Source organism: Enterococcus sp. R12 (genome assembly GCF_058135755.1).
Genome location: NZ_CM176874.1, coordinates 1,964,138 through 1,984,466 on the forward strand (window position 1 = coordinate 1,964,138; position 20,329 = coordinate 1,984,466).

Sequence of the window (20,329 nt, forward strand, 5' to 3'; positions counted from 1 at the left end):
CAACTATAAAAATTGCCTGAATGTCTTTGAGTTCGATGGAAAAAGCGTTATTTATTGTTCCTAAAGCATAGGAATGGTAAAATTCTTGAGAAGAAAGGTGGTGAACTATGGGAAAACGAATGTTAGCATTTTTTCGAACGGATCGATTATTTTCGATTTCCCTGCTACTAGCACTTATTGCGTGTTTTTTCGGCACCTTCCGTTGGTCGTTTATTGACTTTAAAGTGATTTTATCACTGTTTGGATTAATGTTAGTAATCAATGGGTTAGAAGAAGCTGGTCTTTTACGAGCATTTGGACAAAAATTAGTGGAAAAAAGTCGCAATCTGCGTGACTTGATCCGCGCAATCGTCTTGCTAAGCTTCTTCAGTTCGATGTTTTTAACAAATGACGTGGCTATCTTAACTTTATTGCCCATCTATTTACTCTTAACGAGGAAAGAACAACAGCACACCAGTGTCTTATTAGGCGCTGTCTATTTGATCGTAGCAGCCAATTTAGGAAGCAGCCTGTTTCCATTTGGAAATCCGCAAAATCTATTTTTATTTTCTTACTATCAGATTTCGCTGCCACAATTCATGTGGACTACCGGCACCTTTGTGGGACTTTCATTACTATTACTCCTTGTTTCGATCCAGCTCATCCCAAAGACTCCATTGGAAATCGCCCTGCAAGAAGAACCCTTTGAAAAAAAGCCAGCGCTGCTTAATGCAGGATTATTTGTCCTTATGATTCTTGGTATTTTTAGTGTTCTCCCTATTTCAATCGTCGTGCTTGTCGTCGCAGCCGTGGTTTGGTTTAGCAATAAACGATTATTTGCAAAAGTTGATTATCGGTTACTACTTACCTTTCTCTGTTTCTTCTTGATCGTCGGGAATATTCAAGACCTATCTCTGGTCACCGATCACATTCGACCGTATTTTCAAGAAACGCATCGCGCTTTTTTAGGTAGTATTTTACTCTCCCAAGGAATATCTAACGTTCCAGCAGCAATTTTGATTGCTCCTTTCACCGATTTAGAAAAAGCCGTTCTTTTGGGCGTCAATGTTGGTGGTTTGGGTACATTGATTGCTTCTTTGGCGAATTTGATTGGGTACAAATTATTGAAACAAGCCAGACCAAAAGAAGCGAGAACGTTTCAAAAGCTGTTTTTTATCGTCAACATCGTTTTTTTACTGTTATTAGGCAGCATCGTATACCTTCTATTGTAGCAAATTCACTGTAAAACGAGATTCCAGCATAAGATGTTTCCAGTCAGCAGCCAAAAGAAGCCTAGCTCCTGTACCTGTTTCTTGATCTTATGTCAGAATCTCGTTTTTTTGATACCCATTGTGTGATTTTACTTAAGCTAAAAGAAGCTCAAAAGTGATTTTCGTTTGGCTTTCGACAGTCAATGCCTCACCAAAGACATGTTGAACCATTTGTTGCCGTTGTTCCAATGAATACTCCTCCTCAAAATAAAGATGAAATATTTCTTGATCGATCTCTTCCTTCAAAATATACTCGAATTGCCGACTCTGCCAATCGATCGCTTCTTCTGAAAACCACTTCTTGTACCAAGTGTTTAAGTTCAGGTCATTCTTCGCTGAAAGATTTTTTTCATAAGGCTGAAACACGTTTTCTTCTTCTGCGATCATTCTTAGAATAATCAATTGATGGGCCTTTTTTTGAAACTGAAGCAATGCTTCTTTGTCTCTGACTGCTGGATTCATTGCCATAAAAATACAGGGCCAGTGCTGGTCTGCAGATAAAAAGTCTTTTTGGCTCTGCTGAACCAGATGGAGCTTGTTCATCGGATCTTCCGTCGTTTTTTCAATGATTTTTAACATTTCTTTTGAAAAATCAATTGCGTAATACTCATCTACATAAGGATAAAATGCTGAAATGTAGCGGCCAGTCCCCGCAGCAAAGTCAACGAAGGCCGATATCGGGAACACTTTCTGCTCCACCAAAAAAGCTGCTACCTCTTCGGCAATTTTCAATTGGGATTCTCTTTGAATCTGTGCATATTCTTGGGCAAATTCATCCCAAAACAGCATCGCTTCCTCTTCTTCCATCTAGCGGACGCCTCCAGTGATCACTGTCTTTCCTTTCGTTCCTCGCTCAACCGCTTTTGTAGCGAGCTTTAAGGTCTCGATGGTAATTCCTCCATCAAACGTTTGGACCGCAGTCGTATGGATCTTTTTGTCAGCGAGTAACGAGGCGATCCGTTGCAAAATGCTCCCTTGTGTTTCAATCATCAACTGAGCATCTGTTTTTGCGAACATATACTCCCAATAAAAATCGATGCCGAGGTTTTTAAATGGATTTAAATCTAGCGCTTCTTTCGTATTCACGATCATTCCGACTTTGCCAAACGGCAAAATTGCTTTCGTTAATTGTGGCAAATAGGCCGAGGCGTCATAAAAAATTGCAACAGCTGAAAAAGGCTCAGTGATTTGTTCAGCCAACGGCAAGCGATGATTAAGTACTTGATCCACTTGATTGTTTTTAAGCCACTGATCGTTCTTAGGACTCGCAGTGCCATAGACTGTCAATCCTGCCCATTTTGCTAGTTGCGCCGCAATTGAGCCAACACCACCGCTGGCATTGACCAATAAAATCGATCCTTCATTCGCGTTTTCTTCAGGCACGTACCCAAATTTTTCAAAAAGCAATTCCCACGCTGTAATACTCGTTAATGGCATAGCTGCAAGATCGCCATCAGAAAAGCCGGCTGGTGCCTTTGCTGCGATCCGAGAATCAACTGTTTGGAACCTTTGATTCGCACCAGGTCGTTGTGTGGTTCCAGCATAAAACACCCGATCACCAACGGCAAAGCCATTAACTGCTGAGCCGATTTCTTTAACGATCCCAACGGCGTCATACCCTTGGATCTGGAACGCTTCACTTAAAGCAGTCATTTGCCGTCTTTTTGTATCGATTGGATTGACCGAAACTGCCTGTACTTCCACCAATAAATCATTTGCTTGGCAATTGGGTATCGGAATTTCCTTTTCAATAAATACATTTGACTCATCTAAAGATCGTCCTTCATAAAAACCTAGTGCTTTGTTTTTCATCATACTGCTCCTTCCAAAAAAAAAGTGCTGAATAGTTATAAAAACCATTCTAGCACTTTTAATGAATTTAGAACATTTATTCCTCACCTTCCACGACAAGCGGAACCAAAAATGGATAGCTTGTGAAGAAATCTAATAAGGATCGCTTCCATTGATCTGAATCAATCGTTAGTAAAGTGGACTCTGTATACAAATGAATCGTCAATCGTTGATTTTTATCAAGTAAAACAAGAATTTCGCCTTTGTTTTCTGTGATAAAATCATATTGCTGATTCTCCATTGTAATAATGAAAATTTGATCGAGAACTTCTGCTGCAACAGCAAAGTCCGTCTCCATATCGACAGCCAATGTTTGGGTATTGTCGATCAAGCTTGGTGAAACCGTAAAGCCTAATTCTTTTAAATGCGCCAATACCAAGTTGACATCATAATTAAAGAGCGAAAGCTGATTGACCGAGAAAATATTCTCCGCATGCCATTGACTGATTAAATGCAAAATCTGTTCATCATTGACAACCACCGACTGGGAGTTTGAATTGATAGTCAACAACGGCAAATAATTAGATTGATACGTAGAATTGACTGGATTAAGTTTGAAACTAAACTCGAGCTCCTTTGTTTCTGTTAAACGAAAACGGACATTGAAATGCTTTGTCTTCCATGTGTCATAGTTATCAGTAGCAGTTAGATGAATCGTTTTTAATGGTTTCAAGAATTCATAGGCATAGTATTCAAGCAATGTCTTTTTGGCGATCACCGAAATATCTTGATCTGTTAAAATCAACTGGCGGTAATGAGCAAGCAATCCAGAAAAATCAGCTTCCATAATTGATTTTCTCAATTTTAAATCAGCTAGTTCGTTTTCGGCTTGCTCAATAAGCGATTCGATTCGTTGGTGATCTTGCGCTTTTACAGCATAATAATCATCTTCGTAGTCAGTTTCTTCTTTTGCTGAATCAAAAGAATCATCCACTACATTTCCACTATCTTCTACTAAAGGACCGTCATTCACTAAGTCCGTCGCATTTGTTGGTACGTTTTCCTCGACTTCATTAGCTCCTTCTGTTTGGACCTCTAGAGTCGGTTCCTGCTCCAGCAGCTGTGATTCCTCAGGATTCGTCTGCGTTTCTTTCGTCAACTTCAGTCAGCTCCTTTCCAGTATAGTGAGCTAAGAAAGCCATTATTTTTGCCGTAAATTCATCAAATGATCCAAAAAAGGTATCAATTTGACGGAATTCTTTTTCCACGATTGCTTTCTTTAAGCGCAATGTTTGGTATTGCTGTTGCAGACGCTCTTTTTCAGCAAAAACCTCTTCGTCATTATTTGAATATCTTTCCCATTCCCGACGTTTGGCTTCTAATGCTTTTCGCTCAGAAGTCAACTGCTCTAGTTCTTCATCGATTTTTGTCCGATTGAAAAAGCCCTTTGACTCACTCAATTCATTTACAGATGCCGTAAGCTTATCGATCTGATTTTGGATTTCCTTTACTTCTGATAGGGCAGTGATCCGTTTGGCTTCCAGCTTATCCATCTGTTGTTCGATGGCTGTCAGCATCTCACGATCGCCTCGTTGAAACTTCTCCCATTCTTCGTCTATCTCAGGGATAACAAAAATTTCTGGAATGCTCGCATCGATACCAATCGTCGCTCGCTCATGATAATAGGTCCCTAACTTATAGTAATGCACGGTAGGAGATATTTTGGCACAATGCATCATGAAAGGAAATGTTTGGGTGAAGTTATCATGGAACTTTCTTGATAGTAATTCGTCAATCTCATGATTTTGATTTGATGTTTCTTTTAGCTGTTTATGCAATCGACCATTATATATACGATAAATTTCAGGAATATCCTCTTTTTCGATCGCTACTTCAAAATCTTGCAGGTCTTGCAGCATCTGACCGATATTTTTTGAGGCGACTTGTTTGATATCGCCAAAGGATACTTCTTCATTCGTTGAAACTGAAACAACGTCTTGATCTTGAACAAATTTTTGTTCTTTTTTGGCATCGTCAGTCATATGATCCCTCCTAAAAATACTTCACTACTAGTGTATCATTTTTTTCCATAAAAAGTTATTTTAAGTGATTGTTTTTAGAAAAATGATACATCATTGTAATAACAAAAAAACACATGTCAGTGAAGACATGTGTTTGACTGCGTGGCGACGTCCTACTCTCACAAAGGGAAACCCTTCACTACAATCGGCGCTAAGAAGCTTAACTTCTGTGTTCGGCATGGTTACAGGTGTATCCTTCTTGCTATCGCCACCACACTATTCAATTGAGTAAGTTTTGCTCACTCAAAACTGGATCGAAGAAATCAAAACTCTACGAGTTTACGTGCTTTTTTCTTTTTGGTTAAGTCCTCGATCGATTAGTATCAGTCCGCTCCAACCATCACTGGCCTTCCACTTCTGACCTATCTACCTGATCATCTCTCAGGGATCTTACTTTCTTAAAGAAATGGGAAATCTCATCTTGAGGTGGGCTTCACACTTAGATGCTTTCAGCGTTTATCCCTTCCCTACATAGCTACCCAGCGATGCCTCTGGCGAGACAACTGGTACACCAGCGGTAAGTCCATCCCGGTCCTCTCGTACTAAGGACAGCTCCTCTCAAATTTCCAACGCCCGCGACGGATAGGGACCGAACTGTCTCACGACGTTCTGAACCCAGCTCGCGTGCCGCTTTAATGGGCGAACAGCCCAACCCTTGGGACCGACTACAGCCCCAGGATGCGACGAGCCGACATCGAGGTGCCAAACCTCCCCGTCGATGTGGACTCTTGGGGGAGATAAGCCTGTTATCCCCAGGGTAGCTTTTATCCGTTGAGCGATGGCCCTTCCATGCGGAACCACCGGATCACTAAGCCCGACTTTCGTCCCTGCTCGAGTTGTAGCTCTCGCAGTCAAGCTCCCTTCTGCCTTTACACTCTTCGAATGATTTCCAACCATTCTGAGGGAACCTTTGGGCGCCTCCGTTACCTTTTAGGAGGCGACCGCCCCAGTCAAACTGCCCATCTGACACTGTCTCCCAGCCCGATAAGGGCTGCGGGTTAGAGTGGCCATAACGCAAGGGTAGTATCCCACCATTGCCTCCATCGAAACTGGCGTCCCGATCTCTACGGCTCCTACCTATCCTGTACATGCGGTACAGACACTCAATATCAAACTACAGTAAAGCTCCATGGGGTCTTTCCGTCCTGTCGCGGGTAACCTGCATCTTCACAGGTACTAAAATTTCACCGAGTCTCTCGTTGAGACAGTGCCCAAATCGTTACGCCTTTCGTGCGGGTCGGAACTTACCCGACAAGGAATTTCGCTACCTTAGGACCGTTATAGTTACGGCCGCCGTTTACTGGGGCTTCAATTCGTACCTTCGCTTACGCTAAGCACTCCTCTTAACCTTCCAGCACCGGGCAGGCGTCAGCCCCTATACGTCATCTTTCGATTTTGCAGAGACCTGTGTTTTTGATAAACAGTCGCTTGGGCCTATTCACTGCGGCTGCTCGTTAGAGCAGCACCCCTTCTCCCGAAGTTACGGGGTCATTTTGCCGAGTTCCTTAACGAGAGTTCTCTCGCTCACCTTAGGATTCTCTCCTCGACTACCTGTGTCGGTTTGCGGTACGGGCCGTTGTTTTCTCACTAGAAGCTTTTCTTGGCAGTGTGACATCAGAAGCTTCGGTACTATTATTTCCCTCCTCATCACAGCTTGTCCGTATAGGTAGAAGCATTTGACTCCTACCAAGACTTACTGCTTGAACAGACATATCCATCAGTCTGCACTTCTTAGCCTCCTGCGTCCCTCCATTGCTCAAACAAAAACAACGGGTACAGGAATATCAACCTGTTGTCCATCGCCTACGCCTGTCGGCCTCGGCTTAGGTCCCGACTAACCCTGGGCGGACGAGCCTTCCCCAGGAAACCTTAGTCATTCGGTGGACAGGATTCTCACCTGTCTTTCGCTACTCATACCGGCATTCTCACTTCTAAGCGCTCCAGCAGTCCTCACGATCTGCCTTCAACGCCCTTAGAACGCTCTCCTACCAATGCACCTAATGGTGCACTCCACAGCTTCGGTAAACTATTTAGCCCCGGTACATTTTCGGCGCAGGGTCACTCGACTAGTGAGCTATTACGCACTCTTTAAATGGTGGCTGCTTCTAAGCCAACATCCTAGTTGTCTGTGCAACCCCACATCCTTTTCCACTTAATAGTTATTTGGGGACCTTAGCTGGTGGTCTGGGCTGTTTCCCTTTCGACTATGGATCTTATCACTCACAGTCTGACTCCCGGATATGAATGAATGGCATTCGGAGTTTATCTGAATTCGGTAACCCGAGATGGGCCCCTAGTCCAAACAGTGCTCTACCTCCATCATTCTCAATTCCGAGGCTAGCCCTAAAGCTATTTCGGAGAGAACCAGCTATCTCCAAGTTCGTTTGGAATTTCTCCGCTACCCACACCTCATCCCCGCACTTTTCAACGTACGTGGGTTCGGTCCTCCAGTGCGTTTTACCGCACCTTCAACCTGGACATGGGTAGATCACATGGTTTCGGGTCTACGACAACATACTCATTCGCCCTATTCAGACTCGCTTTCGCTACGGCTCCGTCTCTTCAACTTAACCTCGCATGCTATCGTAACTCGCCGGTTCATTCTACAAAAGGCACGCTATCACCCATTAACGGGCTCTAACTTGTTGTAGGCACACGGTTTCAGGATCTATTTCACTCCCCTTCCGGGGTGCTTTTCACCTTTCCCTCACGGTACTGGTTCACTATCGGTCACTAGGGAGTATTTAGCCTTGGGAGATGGTCCTCCCGGATTCCGACGGAATTCCTCGTGTTCCGCCGTACTCAGGATCCTCCTAGGTGTTATCCAAATTTCGCCTACGGGGTTTTTACCCTCTTTGACATACTTTTCCAAGTATTTCGACTATCTGAATAGACTACCATATCGGAGTCCTACAACCCCAACAAGCAAGCTTGTTGGTTTGGGCTTTTCCCGTTTCGCTCGCCGCTACTCAGGGAATCGAATTTTCTTTCTCTTCCTGCAGGTACTTAGATGTTTCAGTTCTCTGCGTCTACCTCGACTGCGCTATGTATTCACGCAGACGTAACATCCTATAAAAGATGCTGGGTTCCCCCATTCGGAAATCTCTGGATCATAGCTTACTTACAGCTCCCCAAAGCATATCGGTGTTAGTCCCGTCCTTCATCGGCTCCTAGTGCCAAGGCATCCACCGTGCGCCCTTATTCACTTAACCTTTGACCTTACGGTCGGTTTTGAGTACTTCTTCTAGCGATAGAAGGTTGCTCAAGAAAATAAGCGTTGAACTTATTAAAAAACTCTTTTAACATTTCAACTCGGTGTGTGTTACTTGTTTTGATTATTTCTTCGATATCCAGTTTTCAATGAACAAATTTTGTTTGAGAGTAAACCTCTCAAAACTGAACAAAGGCAAACGATGTGTAGTCTTCCGAAATATTCCTTAGAAAGGAGGTGATCCAGCCGCACCTTCCGATACGGCTACCTTGTTACGACTTCACCCCAATCATCTATCCCACCTTAGGCGGCTGGCTCCAAAAAGGTTACCTCACCGACTTCGGGTGTTACAAACTCTCGTGGTGTGACGGGCGGTGTGTACAAGGCCCGGGAACGTATTCACCGCGGCGTGCTGATCCGCGATTACTAGCGATTCCGGCTTCATGTAGGCGAGTTGCAGCCTACAATCCGAACTGAGAGAAGCTTTAAGAGATTAGCTCAGCCTCGCGACTTCGCAACTCGTTGTACTTCCCATTGTAGCACGTGTGTAGCCCAGGTCATAAGGGGCATGATGATTTGACGTCATCCCCACCTTCCTCCGGTTTGTCACCGGCAGTCTCGCTAGAGTGCCCAACTAAATGATGGCAACTAACAATAAGGGTTGCGCTCGTTGCGGGACTTAACCCAACATCTCACGACACGAGCTGACGACAACCATGCACCACCTGTCACTTTGCCCCCGAAGGGGAAGCTCTATCTCTAGAGTGGTCAAAGGATGTCAAGACCTGGTAAGGTTCTTCGCGTTGCTTCGAATTAAACCACATGCTCCACCGCTTGTGCGGGCCCCCGTCAATTCCTTTGAGTTTCAACCTTGCGGTCGTACTCCCCAGGCGGAGTGCTTAATGCGTTTGCTGCAGCACTGAAGGGCGGAAACCCTCCAACACTTAGCACTCATCGTTTACGGCGTGGACTACCAGGGTATCTAATCCTGTTCGCTCCCCACGCTTTCGAGCCTCAGCGTCAGTTACAGACCAGAGAGCCGCCTTCGCCACTGGTGTTCCTCCATATATCTACGCATTTCACCGCTACACATGGAATTCCACTCTCCTCTTCTGCACTCAAGTCTCCCAGTTTCCAATGACCCTCCCCGGTTGAGCCGGGGGCTTTCACATCAGACTTAAGAAACCGCCTGCGCTCGCTTTACGCCCAATAAATCCGGACAACGCTTGCCACCTACGTATTACCGCGGCTGCTGGCACGTAGTTAGCCGTGGCTTTCTGGTTAGATACCGTCAAGGGATGAACATTTTACTCTCATCCTTGTTCTTCTCTAACAACAGAGTTTTACGATCCGAAAACCTTCTTCACTCACGCGGCGTTGCTCGGTCAGACTTTCGTCCATTGCCGAAGATTCCCTACTGCTGCCTCCCGTAGGAGTCTGGGCCGTGTCTCAGTCCCAGTGTGGCCGATCACCCTCTCAGGTCGGCTATGCATCGTTGCCTTGGTGAGCCGTTACCTCACCAACTAGCTAATGCACCGCGGGTCCATCCATCAGTGACGCAAAAGCGCCTTTCAACTTTCTTCCATGCGGAAAATAGTGTTATACGGTATTAGCACCTGTTTCCAAGTGTTATCCCCTTCTGATGGGCAGGTTACCCACGTGTTACTCACCCGTTCGCCACTCTTTTTCTTTCGGTGGAGCAAGCTCCGGTGAAAGAAAAAGCGTTCGACTTGCATGTATTAGGCACGCCGCCAGCGTTCGTCCTGAGCCAGGATCAAACTCTCATAATGATTTGTTTGAATGACCATACGGTCATTAAGCTCATAAAAATTAACTTTGCTAGCTATTGCTTACATGTATTTGTTTCAATAAATTGAAACGTCCTACACATTGGTTCGTTTGCTTGCTTTGTTCAGTTTTCAAAGGTCTACCGTGCTGTGTTAGCAACTTTTATATCATATCAGAGCGACATTTGATTGTCAACTCTTTTTTTAAAAGTTTTTTTCGCTCGTTGTTTTTCAACTTCGTAGCGGCTGCCTCAGCGACTTAATTAGAATAACAAAAGATTTGTTATTTGTCAACAACTTTTTTTAATTAATTTTGCTGATGTATCAACATTGATTAACTGTTTTATTATTGCGACTTCGTTATAATATCATCTGTTTTATTTTTGGTCAAGTCTTTTTTGAAGATTTTTCAACTGTTGTTTTGACCCGCTGGCTCAATTGCCAACGTTGAATACTTTATCATTCTATGAATGAAAGAGCAAGCTTTTTTTCTGAAATTTTTCCAATTAACAAAAACAAAGAAAAAAACTACCCATAAGGTAGTTTAATCAATATCGATCGTACGGAAACGGATTTGATTTTGACCGTCTCGTTTTAAGGTTGTTTCTTCTTTCAAATAAGAGAACTTCTTCTCATCGATCGCTGGATTTTCAAGCATTTCTTCATAACCTGCAAAAATATCATGGATGTATTTTTTATAAGCTTTTTTCTTTTTGATTCTTTTCTTCATTTGGCACCGTCCTTTACGTGCTTATCTTAGCAAGCCGAAAGGATTCTGACAACCATTATCCACATTTTCATACCAAAAATTCACTTTGACACACCTTTTCCATTCTTTCAGCCAAGTGACAAGAATGGAAAAAGAATGTTTAGTTTGTGATCAAACGTTTTTGAAAAGCCAATCGCTCTCCATTCGGAAAAGGAAATGTTACCTCTCCTTTATATTGATAGCCAGCTGCTTGGATATTCTTTTGCATCCCAATATTGGCTTTATACGTATCGATACGCAAATCAACGATTCCTTGCTCTAATGCAACCAATTCAAGAGCTTGCAGCAATTTGGCACTTAACTTTTGCCCTTTAAAATGAGAACTGACAACGACGCGATGAATGGATAGATACGGACCGTTTCCATCCCACCCTGCGCCGGTAATTGCGTTGTAGACAGGATCATCACCAGAAACCAGTGCCGCAGACGCTGCGATTTTCCCATCTTTCACTAACACATAGCTTTCGCCTTTTGCAATATCTTCTTTGATTTGAGTTTCTTTTGGGCCATAGCCATTTTGCCATTGTGGTGATCCTTGAGCTTTTAAAAAAGCAATTCCTTCTTCAATCAGCGCCATTAACTCCGTTAAATCGTCCTCAGTTGTTTTACGAAATTTCTCCATTTAATCCCACCTTTCTTCTATCACTTTCTTCTATAAAAAGAAACAGAGGATGATAGAAAGTCGTTTTAATCAATCGTTTTTAGTTTGCCTTGAAATTCACTGATTGATTGATATCCTTTTTCTTTCATGATCGTTTCTAATTCTTTCGTCAATCGTTCAAAGATCGCCGGCCCTTCTTTTTGCAACTCTGTGCCGATCTGCAACATAGAGGCACCACACAACAAATGCTCATACGCATCTTGACCATTACGAATCCCACCTGTACCAATAATTTTGATTTCTGGCTTGAGACGTGTATAGAAAGCCCGCACATTGGCTAATGCCGTTGGTTTCACATATTCGCCTCCGAGACCACCAAAACCACCTTTTGGTTTGATGACTACCGAGTCAGTAGCAGGATCGATGAATAAAGCATTCCCAATACTATTGATTGAATTGATGTAGGTTAACGGATACTTGTTTAATATCTTAGCCATCTCATCAAAGTGAGCCAAATCAAAGTATGGCGGCAATTTGACACCTAAAGGTTTTGTGAAAAAATCAAAGACTGTTTCAAGAATTTGATCGGTCAAAGGAAAATCATAGGCAACTTGTGGTTTTCCTGGCACGTTTGGACAAGAAAGATTCAACTCAGTGATTCCTTCAAAATCACTTTCTTGGATCTTCTTCAATAACTCAATGTTTTCAGCCACGCTCATACCAGCGACAGAGAAAAAGAAAGGCGCTTGCTGGGTCATTTCCTGCTGCTTTTTGATGGCATAATTTAAGTAGTAGTCCACCCCTAGATTTGGTAATCCCATCGAATTGATGCTTCCTAAAGGTAAATCGGTATAACGTGGTTCTGGATTTCCGGCACGTGCTTCTAGCGTTGCACTCTTCGTGACAAATGATCCAGCTGCTGATACCGCTAATTCATCTAATTCCTCGATCGTCATACAATGGACCCCTGAGGCGTTCATAAACGGATTTTCGTATGTAAATTTCCCAAAATTCGTAGCTAACATTGATTCATTCCTCCAATCTTTTCAACTAGTTTACCGTTTCATTTCTGAAAATGCAACGGTGTCTTTGATTGGGACAGGTTTTAGAAGGAGCAACCTATTTAATCACTGTAGCAAATCAAAAAACCATATCCATAGCAGCTTGTTAAAGCTTGCTGAATAAAAATGGTTTTTGAAAACAATCTGTTTGTGCTGTAATCAAATGTTTAGTTTTTAGAGCATGATCATGATTTTATTAAAGCTTTCACTTCTATTTACCGCTAAATCAAATGCTCTTTGAAGATATTCTAACGGAAAGCGATGGGAAATCATATGACTGGCACTCAAGCGTCCGCTTTCTAAAAAGGTGATTGAATCAAACCATTCTTTGCCTGGGAAAGGCGCAGAATAGCTATTCCAAAACCCCTTAATGGTTAATTCACTGCGAAAGATTTTTTCAAATACCCGTTGCTTAATCAAAACATCAGAATAAGTGATCCCTTGAAATCCAATTTTCCCGCCTTTTTTTGTCACTAAGAGACATTGTTCTTCGGTTGTTTTAGTACCTGCACATTCCATTGCAATATCTACGCCTAAACCATCCGTTATCCGAGAAATCTCTTTTCAAGGTCTTGAACACTAGGATCGATCGTATCGGTGACACCTAAATCTAATGCTTGTTTCAGTTTCTCTGATTGAATATCAATGCCAATAATCGTTTTCACACCCGCAATTTTTAACCATTGGATCGTCAGCAACCCAATCGTTCCTAACCCAAAACGGCAACGACTTTGTCACTTGAAAGAGAAAATGTTTGTGAAAAACCAAGAACGATTTTTCCTTTTTGCAATTATTTCTGAAGTCACGTAAAAAACAAAAAACCTCGTAACAATGAGTCACGAGATTTTGGTGAAGCAATCTATTCTATTTATGAGTATTTAAAAACGATCCGTAGCTCATCACTTCCGCCAATAAAACGAATGGGTGAACTAAATTAAGCCATTCCTCGCAGGAAATTCCCTTCGGTTTTGGTTTTATTTATGCGACCTCATAAGTAGAAATTCTCAAGTGTTACTCGATGATACTGGCGTTTTCCATCGAAAGCGTACAATTCAAATCATTTCAAATGATAAGACACTTGAATAGGAGTTTTTTAATTGACTGTTCAACTTTTTTGAAATTGAAAACGAATAAACACATACTATATACATACAAATTTTTTACCTATCAAGTGAATTAAACCTTTTTCTTTGATACCTCAACACTCCAGTATCTCCGATGACGTATAATTTGTATTTTCCATACCCTACTTTAAATTCTAATCTTTCGCCACTTGCGATTTCAAATAAAAGATAATAGGTAATGGATTGATTCGTAAAGCCGTTTGCAGCAATATTCGTGCTACTAGTCATTCGTTTGTCTACTAGCGTGGCAAGTACTGCCACTTCTGGCGTAGATTGATCCTTTAAGAATTCGACAATATGATATAAGATAACTGCGACGAAAATAAAAGCAAATAAAGTAAATAGAAAATCCACAAAACACACTCCTTTTTTGTTTTTATGATCAAGGGAATCAACCAAATCATTTTTACAACTTAACTATAATTATACATTAATTCAATTAATTAATCTCGAATCTCTAATAAAAATATGTAACTCGCTAAATGATTGACCGAAACTGTAGTTTGGCTATCGTTTTCCTATATGTATGGTTGCATAGAACACATTTGTATATTTGTTAACCAAGAGTCAGTTGCTAGGATGAAATCACATGACCTTTGAAAAAACATTCCTAGAATCATCCTTCTTCATTCTACATTGACTCCTTAAGGAAAATTCATCGTATCCCAAAGTCTCTGACTAAATTCAGTAACTTTTCTTTAGACATGTTTTCTGGGATGCACCTTAAGGTTATCAATGTGGATGAATAAGAATTTATTCTGTGCTCTTTTTTTGTCAAAATGATCGAAGGTTTATAGAAAGTATTACTATTTCGGCAAAGTTAAATACTAACTCACTTTGAGTTGTCATATGAATGGAAAATACGTTGAGCTTTCAGGTTTAAAAATATATGATTTTCTTTAATGCTTTTAGTAAAAAAGTATAACTTATTCACCAAGTAAATGTTTATTTAAGAAAGTATTCTAAAAAAAACTCTTCTACCAACTTTTTCAAAGTTAATAAAAGAGTTCTGTGTTTATATCCTCATTTTGCCAACTGTCCGACACCTAAGAAAACAGCTTGTTCCATCTAGTTAACAAATATGAAACAACTTTCTATGATTGAAAATCCTTAACGAATCCCCAAAGCAATCCGTGCATAACGACTCATTTTATCGGTCGTCCAAGCGGGATACCAGACTAATTTTACCTCTGGATTTTTGACTTCTGGAATATCGCTTAGTGCTTCGTGTATCGATTCAGTCAATACGTCGGCTAAGGGACAGCCCATTGTTGTTAAGGTCATTTTGATTACGGTATTGCCTGTTTCTGCATCAAATTCGACTTCATAAACTAAGCCTAGATTCACTATATCAATCCCCAACTCAGGGTCAATCACGGTTTCCAAGGCAGCCAAGACACGCTCTTTGATTGCTTCTGCTTCTACTTCAGTATATGCCACGGTTGAAGACCTCCTTTAATTCTTGTTTCAAATAATACCTTCTTTTGCAAGATTTGTAAATGGACGATCCTTGATTATGGACGGCTTTTCTTGTGTATTTTCAGTTCTGGGAAGACCCCTGTCGTTTTAAAGGTCCGTTGTTCATCATCTGTCGCAAAACGGCCTGTAATTGATTGGGTCGGCACAAAATTAATAAACGCATTGCCGTCAGCTTCTAAAACGGCTTGTTCTAAATCGTAGATCTCGTAGCGCGTCACGACCATCATGATCATATTGCCAGGTACGCCTGAATACCCTCCGACTGAGGGGAACAAAGTCATGCCGCGAAACACATGCTTAGAAATATTTTTCCCAACAGCTTCCGCATTGGTCGTAATAATCATTGCCGTTACCTTTTGATGACTTGTGTGCAGCATGTCCACAACGTAGCTCATTGCGAAAATCGAAATGATCGTGTACAAGGCACTTTCCCAAGAAAAGACGAAACCTGAGACCATGACAATGATGCCGTTTAAAATAAACATATATTTACCAACTGTTTTTCCAGTCGTTTTTGATAATATCAACGAAAGAATATCCATTCCGCCGGTGGTAAAACCCATTTTCAGTGAAAACGCAACGCCGACGCCTAACAGTACGCCACCTAGCAAAGCGTTAACCAAAATATTGTCAGTGATCGCTCCTTGCGGAAGGATCATCGTTAAGACGGAAACGACAACGACATTGATAAAGCTCAATAGTGTCGATGATTTCCCGAGTTTGATGAACCCGAGAACAAAGATAGGCAAGTTTAAGAGGAAAATAAACAGCCCCGTACTAAGGTGAACGCCAAAATGTTCCAAGGCAAGTGCCACGATCAATTGGGCGACCCCGTTCATCCCAGCAGAAAGAACGTTTGCGGGAATCAAAAAGAAATTTAAAGCAATGGCTGCAGTGATACCTGACAGCAAAATAACTCCTATTTTTTTCAATCGTTCTGATTGTTCGTGCTTCGTTAATAACTTACTCACAATGATCTAGCTCCTTCACTAAAAATCTCCTTCCAAAGAATAGCAGTTTGTGTGAAAAAATGAAACAATTATTTGCAAAAATTTACTTTTCATTCCCGCATCGTTCGCCTCCATGTTAAAATCATAGGTAAGAGATGAGAGGAGTGATTGATTTTGGCAAAAGAAGCAAGTTTTGATGTCGTATCTGAGATCAACACAGAAGAAGTGAAAAACGCCATTCAACAGGCGGAAAAAGAATTGAAAAACCGATTTGATTTTAAAGGCTCCACTGTAGAAATCAAGATGACTGAGGGCAAACTGACGATCGTTGGAGATGACGAATTTAAGTTGGAGCAAATCAAAGATGTGCTCTTTGCGAAGCTGATCAAACGGAATGTACCAACGAAAAATATTCAATTTGGCGAAACGGAGCATGCCTTGGGGGCAAAAGCTCGTCAAACGGCAGAATTGATCAATGGCATCGATAAAGAAAACGCCAAAAAAATAACGACAGCGATCAAAAACGCCAAGCTAAAAGTTAAAACCCAAATTCAAGACAATCAAATTCGGGTAACAGGCAAAAGTCGTGACGATCTGCAAGAGGTGATCCAATTGTTGCGTAAACTGCCCCTGACGATCGATTTACAATTTACAAATTATCGCTAATCAAAAAAACTAGAACAGAGTCTAACGTGATGGTTAGGCAAAATCAGCTTTATCTACTGATTTTGCGCAACCGCTCTTGAAAGCTCTGCTTCTAGTTTTTTTCTTGCCAAAAATGAGTCAATGCCTTTGATAACTCTTGCGGCCGACGAATCTGCAAGGCATGCTGCCAATGTAGTGGGAAAAGTTCTTGGTAACGCGGTGTCCGAAAGCGCTGATCCAGCAATAACACCACGCCACGATCGCTGACATCCCGAATCACTCGACCGGCTGCTTGCAGGACTTTATTCATCCCTGGCAGCTGATAGGCATACGCAAAGCCAGCTGCCTTTTTCTCATCGTAATATTCCCGAATCAATTCTTGCTCGTGATTGATTTGCGGCAGTCCGACTCCTACCACTGCTGCACCGATCAATCGATCGCCTTTTAGGTCGATCCCTTCAGAAAAAATTCCTCCAAGGACACAAAATGCCACCAAAGTTTTTGGTTGACTCTTTGGTTCGTCTTGACTTTTATCCAGCAAGGATGATTGTTGCGAGTCAAAAGATTGAAACTGCGCAAGAAACGCCTCGCGCTCTGCTTCGTTCATAGCAGTCCCCTGAATCAAGACCTCCACCTCTGGCGCCTGTTGAGAAAATGCTGCCGCCACATCATCCAAGTAACGATAAGATGGGAAAAAGACCATATAGTTTCCCGCTTTCGCTGCCGTCATTTGCTGGATCGCATCAACGATCGCAGGAATGCTGGCTTCACGTTGGCGATACGTCGTTTGAATATAGTCCGCAATAAAAATCCCCTGATTTTTCGGATCAAAAGGACTTGGCAAGCGATAGCGCAAAGCTTCATCGCCGCCACCTAATACTTCTTGATAATACGACAAAGGGGTAAAGCTCGCAGAAAACAACAGGCTGGCCTTGCCCTTATCTAACACGGATTCCAAAAACGGCGCTGGTTCGATGCAAAATTGCCGTAGTTTGATATCATAGCGGTCGATCTCCACCGTCGTTTCGTAGTGATCATCATAAAATTCACTGATCTTCAAATAATGGTTGGCTTCAAAATACACTTGCAGCACTTCTTCTTGCAATTCATGCTCAGGATTTGCCGGCAACCATTCCTTCATCAATTCAGCTAATTTGTATAGCTGATTGACCATTGTTTCATGGGGAGCTGCTTGATGGTGGTATGACCATCCTTCCTCTTTTGCTAATTGGGCTAAAGCCGCAAATTCTTTATCAACTCTGTTTAGTGCGCGTTTTAATTTCTGTTGATCCTTCGGCAGCTTCTTCTTTAATTCCTTAAATGGCTGACGGGAGATCGTTGCGGAATACATTTCTTTCGAACGGTTAACTAAGTTATGGGCTTCATCCACTAAAAAGAAATACTCTTCGTCTGGCTCTTCAAAAAATCTCCGTAAATAAACGGTTGGATCAAACAAATAATTATAATCACCAATAATGACATCGCAAAAGACACTGACATCCAGTGAAAGCTCAAAGGGACAAACCGTATGCTTCATTCCATAAGTCTCGATCACTTCTCGAGTTATTTGGTTTTCGTGATGCAACAGATCCCACAAAGCTTCGTTGATTCGATTGTAATAACCTTGTGCATAAGGACAATGCTCTGGCGTACAGTTTCTTTCATCCAGAAAGCAAATTTTATCTTTGGCAGTGATCGTGACACTCTTGGTTTCACTACCGTTGTCTGCTAACTTGCTCAACGCATCTTCAGCCACTTGTCTGGTGATCGTCTTCGCCGTCAGATAAAAGACCCGATCTGCCCCTTCTTCCCCGAGAACTTTTAATGCGGGAAACAGCGTTGACATGGTTTTTCCAGTTCCCGTTGGCGCTTCCGCAAAAAGTCGCTTATCATTTTTTAGTGTTTTATACGCCGCTGCTGCTAACTCTCGCTGCCCTTTGCGAAAGGTTTCAAAGGGAAAAGACAGCAGCTGCAAAGACGTATTGCGGACACGGCGCCAATTCTCTTGAAAAACTAACCATTTATGATATTCCTGAAGTAATTCTTCATAAAAAACAGCTAATTCTGAGAACTGAAATGTTCTTCTCGTACGGGTGGTCAGCTTTTCAGTGGTTTGATAATAAGTCAATTGTACGGCGATCCGATCGATGGGTCTCCTCGGATCATTTTCTCCATCAGCAGTAGCTTCTGCTTCTGCTTCTGGTTTCTCTTGTTTTTCACTGTCATTAAGCGCTGCTTGTTCATTTTCTTGTAGTAAAAACAAATAAGCATAAACCATTCCCTGGGCAAAAAACAAATCGATTTGATCTTCAGGGATATCTTCGAAAGCTGGTTCTGAAGTTTTGATCTCATCGATCACCCAAGAATTAACAGCTGCATCAAAAAAGAGACCATCGGCACGTCCTTCGACAGTGATCGAATCTTTCTCAATTTGGCTTTCTCGTTTGAAAAAGACTTCTTTTTGATACGCATCCCCAGCCTCTTTTTGTAGTTGGCGATGGATACGGGCGCCTTCTTGTGCGGTATGATTACTGACTTTGCGGCTATCAATATCGCCTCTGCGCAAAATAAATTCTACGATTTTTCTAACCGCAACTTTCCCTTTATACACGTGTTCACCTTCTCGTTTGCCATTATAGCGGATAGATCACTTTTGGAAAAGCGAACAGAAACAGCTTTTCATCCTCTGCGGAGAGTATCCTATCCAAACAGGTTTGATCTCTAAAAAAATCACTTGCGGCAAAATGCCTTCTCATCAGGTAATCAACGCCATTTCCACTGCCAGAAAATGGGTTTGACGAAAGGTCACCAAAAAAACCTACTCTACTCACCTAAGCAAGTAAAGCAGGAATATTTTTTTAAGAAAATTTATTGATCGACCTGAATGTCATAGCTAACGCCATTTTGATCATAGGCCTTCTGATTATTGGGATCTAAGGTGAACTCAAAGGTTCGCCCATCTGCCATGATCGTCAAACGTTTTCCTTCGACGATGTATGAGGCATCTTGATAGGTGATCTCATAAATTTGATAAGGATCGTTGGACAACTGTATCTCTGAATGGGAAAAATGGCGCTGAAAATCACTTTCGATTTGTCCTTTATACAAGGCAACATCACTAGAGCTGGCTGAACTATCTTCTAAGTCTGCCATCGGCAAATACTGCTTAACGATCGTCAACTCATTCTCATGGAAATCATAAACCCCTTGGCTTTGCGGAAAGATGACACTCTCATCTTGGATCAACATCAAATCAAGGTCACCATTTTCAACCGCTTTTGAGGCGGAAGTAACGGTTTCAGAAACTTCTTTCGAATCATCGATGGATAGCTCTTCCTCACCACAGCTCGCTAAAAGAAGCACAGCAAAGCATACAGTGAAAAAGAATTGGAGCGATTTTTTCATAAAAAACACCTTCTTACAAAAAGTTGATGTATACCAATCAAAACGAACACAAGGTCCTGAACACTTACTTTCCCCGAACTTAGTCACGACGAATGTTTCTGCTGCAGGAAAAAATTAGACCAGTTTCAAACGAAACACGCGCTTTCTTATTTTAATTAGTATAACAGCAGTTTTT

At 41.9% G+C, this 20,329-nt stretch carries 14 protein-coding genes, 3 rRNA genes and 1 pseudogene; 2 read left to right on the forward strand and 16 right to left on the reverse strand.

Going from position 1 to position 20,329, the window contains the following annotated elements; genetic code table 11:
• Positions 1-107 precede the first annotated feature (107 nt).
• On the forward strand, positions 108-1,211 hold the full coding sequence (locus ACTW1R_RS09090) for an SLC13 family permease (protein WP_034857379.1): 1,104 nt from the start codon (positions 108-110) through the stop codon (positions 1,209-1,211).
• Between the two features lie 132 nt (positions 1,212-1,343).
• Here the strand turns inward: ACTW1R_RS09090 and ACTW1R_RS09095 are convergent, their stop codons facing one another.
• The 14 genes and pseudogenes from ACTW1R_RS09095 to ACTW1R_RS09160 form a co-directional block, all read right to left on the reverse strand.
• The gene (locus ACTW1R_RS09095; protein WP_118215821.1) at positions 1,344-2,057 is read right to left on the reverse strand and encodes a methyltransferase domain-containing protein; all 714 of its coding nucleotides are present in this window, start codon (positions 2,055-2,057) and stop codon (positions 1,344-1,346) included.
• Entirely contained in the window at positions 2,058-3,065 is a 1,008-nt protein-coding gene (locus ACTW1R_RS09100; protein WP_128432742.1) for a zinc-binding alcohol dehydrogenase family protein, read from the reverse strand.
• Positions 3,066-3,138: 73 nt separating this feature from the next.
• A complete protein-coding gene (locus tag ACTW1R_RS09105) occupies positions 3,139-4,200 on the reverse strand; it encodes a hypothetical protein (RefSeq protein WP_142964972.1) in 1,062 nt (353 codons plus the stop codon).
• The gene (locus ACTW1R_RS09110; RefSeq protein WP_005226241.1) at positions 4,172-5,083 is read right to left on the reverse strand and encodes a hypothetical protein; all 912 of its coding nucleotides are present in this window, start codon (positions 5,081-5,083) and stop codon (positions 4,172-4,174) included. Before ACTW1R_RS09110 ends, ACTW1R_RS09105 begins: the two co-directional genes overlap by 29 nt.
• Before the next feature lie 139 nt (positions 5,084-5,222).
• Positions 5,223-5,338: ribosomal RNA gene (rrf, locus tag ACTW1R_RS09115) — 5S ribosomal RNA — on the reverse strand.
• Between the two features lie 81 nt (positions 5,339-5,419).
• Positions 5,420-8,334: ribosomal RNA gene (locus tag ACTW1R_RS09120) — 23S ribosomal RNA — on the reverse strand.
• Between the two features lie 229 nt (positions 8,335-8,563).
• Positions 8,564-10,123: ribosomal RNA gene (locus ACTW1R_RS09125) — 16S ribosomal RNA — on the reverse strand.
• Together the 16S, 23S and 5S rRNA genes form the textbook arrangement of a ribosomal RNA operon.
• 541 nt (positions 10,124-10,664) lie before the next feature.
• Entirely contained in the window at positions 10,665-10,850 is a 186-nt protein-coding gene (locus ACTW1R_RS09130) for a hypothetical protein (protein ID WP_016611136.1), read from the reverse strand.
• A 139-nt stretch (positions 10,851-10,989) separates the two neighbouring features.
• Positions 10,990-11,511, reverse strand: a complete 522-nt coding sequence (locus tag ACTW1R_RS09135; RefSeq protein WP_270290292.1) for a GNAT family N-acetyltransferase — start codon at positions 11,509-11,511, stop codon at positions 10,990-10,992.
• Between the two features lie 65 nt (positions 11,512-11,576).
• Entirely contained in the window at positions 11,577-12,515 is a 939-nt protein-coding gene (locus tag ACTW1R_RS09140; RefSeq protein WP_270290291.1) for a dihydroorotate oxidase, read from the reverse strand.
• A 210-nt stretch (positions 12,516-12,725) separates the two neighbouring features.
• Positions 12,726-13,270, reverse strand: a pseudogene (locus ACTW1R_RS09145) (zinc-binding dehydrogenase); the annotation flags it as partial.
• Positions 13,271-13,711: 441 nt separating this feature from the next.
• Positions 13,712-14,029, reverse strand: a complete 318-nt coding sequence (locus ACTW1R_RS09150) for a DUF2500 domain-containing protein (RefSeq protein ID WP_015509816.1) — start codon at positions 14,027-14,029, stop codon at positions 13,712-13,714.
• Between the two features lie 756 nt (positions 14,030-14,785).
• A complete protein-coding gene (locus ACTW1R_RS09155; protein ID WP_005231940.1) occupies positions 14,786-15,115 on the reverse strand; it encodes a metal-sulfur cluster assembly factor in 330 nt (109 codons plus the stop codon).
• Positions 15,116-15,189: 74 nt separating this feature from the next.
• Positions 15,190-16,125 (reverse strand): YitT family protein, encoded by a 936-nt coding sequence (locus ACTW1R_RS09160; RefSeq protein WP_005230189.1) that lies wholly within the window; start codon positions 16,123-16,125, stop codon positions 15,190-15,192.
• A gap of 153 nt (positions 16,126-16,278) precedes the next feature.
• Here ACTW1R_RS09160 and ACTW1R_RS09165 point away from each other — a divergent pair, with 153 nt between their 5' ends.
• Entirely contained in the window at positions 16,279-16,770 is a 492-nt protein-coding gene (locus ACTW1R_RS09165; protein ID WP_005230187.1) for a YajQ family cyclic di-GMP-binding protein, read from the forward strand.
• Positions 16,771-16,861: 91 nt separating this feature from the next.
• On the opposite strand, the gene ACTW1R_RS09170 is transcribed toward ACTW1R_RS09165, so the two are convergent.
• Both ACTW1R_RS09170 and ACTW1R_RS09175 read right to left on the reverse strand, forming a co-directional pair.
• Positions 16,862-19,360, reverse strand: a complete 2,499-nt coding sequence (locus tag ACTW1R_RS09170) for an ATP-dependent DNA helicase (protein ID WP_270288016.1) — start codon at positions 19,358-19,360, stop codon at positions 16,862-16,864.
• Between the two features lie 257 nt (positions 19,361-19,617).
• Positions 19,618-20,154 (reverse strand): hypothetical protein, encoded by a 537-nt coding sequence (locus ACTW1R_RS09175; protein WP_271814599.1) that lies wholly within the window; start codon positions 20,152-20,154, stop codon positions 19,618-19,620.
• Between the last annotated feature and the right edge of the window lie 175 nt (positions 20,155-20,329).